Annotated in this window: 2 protein-coding genes; both read left to right on the top strand. The window is 39.8% G+C overall.

Annotated elements, in window-relative coordinates; genetic code table 11:
* The first annotated feature begins 590 nt into the window (after positions 1 to 590).
* On the top strand, positions 591 to 1,748 hold the full coding sequence (locus AAC073_RS24905) for a DUF4221 family protein (protein WP_339926500.1): 1,158 nt from the start codon (positions 591 to 593) through the stop codon (positions 1,746 to 1,748).
* Positions 1,749 to 1,910: 162 nt separating this feature from the next.
* Positions 1,911 to 3,182 (top strand): D-arabinono-1,4-lactone oxidase, encoded by a 1,272-nt coding sequence (locus tag AAC073_RS24900; RefSeq protein ID WP_339926499.1) that lies wholly within the window; start codon positions 1,911 to 1,913, stop codon positions 3,180 to 3,182.
* The last annotated feature ends 297 nt before the right edge of the window (positions 3,183 to 3,479 follow it).

The following is a 3,479-nucleotide window of genomic DNA, read 5'->3' as shown; positions in this document are numbered from 1 at the left end:
TTAAACTAATGATTTTCTGAAACTTATGCTATTCCTCTTGCAAACATATGGCCTCCGGGGTTGGTGTATTGATAAAATATTGTTGTCCACGGGTTCCACCCGTGGTTATTGTTGTTGAAGCCTGTCAGGCTTCTTCAGTTATTTTGGAGTTGCGAAGATTATATAGCTTAGATAATCCAAATTATAAATAATCAATTAATCGGGCTGGTAACAGGTTCCTGAGCGGAAGGAGTAGGTATAACGGACACGTTGCCCTATGGCTTCGGCTCCGCTCAGCCGCCGGGAATCAAGCAATAAAATTCTCAATCCACAACTCTTTCCGCCACTACGGAGGGCTGGGGGATTAATACAGGAATAACAAACTATTTCCTCACTGGTATTTTTGTTTTAAGGCTAAAGTTAGAAATCGGTTCTATTTTTCATAAAATGAAAAAATAAACATAAACTATTTATTTTTTTTTGAATTTAATTTTTTAGTTTTAAAACGGATTGAAAATTTAATGCTAGATATAGTTTAAGAACCAAAGGTTTAAATCTATGGTGTTGAACTGATTTATGTACTTCCTAATAGTCGGAAATAAAATCTGGAGATGAAAAATATACTGATTTGTGTCCTCCTGCTGTGTCTTTCGGCTTCCTGCAAAGAAGCCAAAGAACTCAATCCAACCCCCAGGGAATTTGACCAGAAAATGACTTTGGTTCCTACTGATACTTTGACAATTCCTATCGGGTACCGATCGGATGTATACAGCAGGTATGTGAAGACTTGTAACATAGGCAATGTCCCTTATCTAGGGGTAGTAAATGTAAATACCAATGATTTGGAATTTTATGCACTTTCTGATAAGGGAGAGGACTTTAAAGTGCGTTTCCACCTGGATGGCCCAAATGCTGTAGGGCAACTTATGGCCTTTGAAGTAATTTCAGACTCTACCCTACTTATTGCTAGCACCTATAGGATACGGCTTTATGTAACTGATTTTGAAGGTAACGTTATAAAGACTATAAAAACAGATGATACATCAAGGAAGGGCAAGCCTTACGTGCAGATGTATTATACACAAAGGCCTTTGGTTTATCATAAAAGCAATGATGATTTTTACGTATTCACTAAAGTGGATACAGATTATAATGGACCTGGAATATGGTCTGGCACGATGTTTATGAAAATTGCTAACAGCGTAAACGAACCGATTCAACATATTTTGGAGCTACCCACGTTTTTCAACGATTTTGTTCATGGTGCTTTTTTCAGTCATGGATCTCATGTGTTAATTGAAGATCGCTACTTAGTTTTAGGTATCCCATTTTACAACAATATTTTAATCTATGATTTGGAAAAAGAAGAGTTGATTGAAAAGGAAGCAGGAAGCAGGCACTTTGGAGATGCCCTGCCCTGGGAACATGCTGAGAGTGGAAATAGCGAGAGCTTTTATGTTCCTTCAAACTCCTACCGAGAGATAGCCTATGATGAAGAAAACAAGCTCCTCTACCGCCTGGCTTACCAAGGTGTGGACTATATCGGCCCAGATGGGGAGCAGCGAAACTGGGACAATAAATTGCCTTCCGTTATCATGATAAACAGCGACTTTGAAAAAGTAGGGGAAGTGGACCTGCCATTAAATACCATATATACCCGCATGTATTTTACCCACAATGGCAAACTCTACCTCTCCCTTAACCATCCCGACAATAGTCCCTCAGAAGACAAGATGGTCTTTGTGGGATTTAAGCCGGAGAAGTTATGAAGAATTGGTTTCAATTGATGCATTTTGCAACCTGATGAAAAAAAATTAGTGAATTTAGGGTATATTAAAGGTTTGCAATAAAAAGGAAGAGGTTATTAAAACATCAAGCCTAGCTTCGACAGATGGAATTGTGGCCCACATAAAAAAGGAAAAAATCAAATTATGGAGGAAAGTGAGACGCTAGGTCTGAAGAGGAAAAACTGGGCTGGGAATTATACTTTCAAAGCAAAAAACCTTTATGAACCAAGTACTATAGCTGAAATTCAGGACTTGGTTAAGCGATTGGATCAGATAAAAGCGCTGGGTTCCAAACATTGTTTCAATGACATTGCAGACAGTTCTAAAAATCAGATTTCTACCAAGCAATTAAACAAAGTCCTTGGATTGGATAAGGACAAAAAGACCTTGACAGTGGAAGCGGGGGCACGCTACGGTGATTTTTGTAAAGAATTACACGCGCCAGGTTTCGCTTTGCATAACCTGGCTTCCTTGCCTCATATTACTGTGGCAGGAGCATGTGCTACAGCTACGCATGGATCGGGTGTTAAAAATGGGAACCTGGCAACTGCGGTACAAGCCATCGAATTGGTCATGCCCAACGGTGAGCTGAAAAACCTGGACAAATCAGATCCTGACTTTTATGCAATAGTGGTAGGTTTGGGTGCCTTTGGTATCATTACCAAGTTAACCCTTGAAGTGCAGGAAACCTTTGACGTCCAGCAAAATGTGTTTTTAGACCTTCCTCTGGAGCGTTTAGCATTGTATTTTGATGCCATAATGTCTAGCGGATACAGCGTAAGTTTGTTTACCGACTGGAGAGACAAAAAAATAAGTGAAGTATGGGTCAAACAAAAAGTGGCCGGCGACCCTATTCAAATGGATACCGATTTCTATGGTGCAACAGCAGCTACCAAAAACATTCATCCTTTTCTGGCGCAGTCGGCAGAATGCTGTTCTGAACAGATGGGCATGCCAGGACCTTGGTACGACAGGTTGCCCCATTTTAAAATGGATTTTAATCCGAGTGCAGGAGAAGAGTTACAATCTGAATTTTTTGTTCCCCGAAAGAATGCCATGGAGGCTATTCTAGCCCTAGAAGCGCTAAATGAGCAAATTTACCCCCATTTATTTATTTCGGAAATTAGGGCCATTGCTGCGGATGATTTTTGGATGAGTCCATGTTATCACCAAGACAGTGTAGCCATTCATTTTACATGGAAGCCTCATGTCAATGAAGTAATGGAATTGATCCCCAAAATTGAAGGAACACTGGCAGCATTCAATGGAAAACCCCACTGGGGAAAACTTTTCACCATGAACCCTAAAGCGCTACAGCAACAATATGAAAAGTACCCTGATTTTCTTGAATTAACCAAAAAATATGACCCTGAAAGGAAATTTAAAAACCATTTCCTCTCCACAAATATTTATTGAAATAAACATGATTTTTAAGAGATGAGCCCCTCAAGATTCTGTTGAGACAGGCGCTACTCCTCTTTCTCAAGGGGGAGTTTCGGCAAAAAGGTACTTTATTGCTGAATTATTGAAATTGTAACGGGCTGAGGAAATGTAAAATCAGGTACGCGCTCGTAAGTCCTGTAAGCACGAAATCCCCCTTTTCTTCAAAGGGGGAAAAAGGGGGATTATTTCGTAAACATCCTGACTCGTCCTAAAATTTAAGTAGGGTCTGCTTAGAAAATAAAAAAGAGGAGATTTAGGTGAATTGAGTGG

Origin of the sequence: uncultured Cyclobacterium sp. (assembly GCF_963977555.1) — a bacterium.
Classification (GTDB): domain Bacteria; phylum Bacteroidota; class Bacteroidia; order Cytophagales; family Cyclobacteriaceae; genus Cyclobacterium.
Note: the sequence above shows the minus strand (reverse complement) of the source record. Positions and strands in the feature narration are given on the sequence as shown.

Bases quoted from the DNA above. Each gene is read 5' to 3' on its own strand.
- AAC073_RS24905 (WP_339926500.1), top strand. From the start codon at position 591: ATGAAAAATATACTGATTTGTGTCCTCCTGCTGTGTCTTTCGGCTTCC.
- AAC073_RS24900 (WP_339926499.1), top strand. From the start codon at position 1,911: ATGGAGGAAAGTGAGACGCTAGGTCTGAAGAGGAAAAACTGGGCTGGG.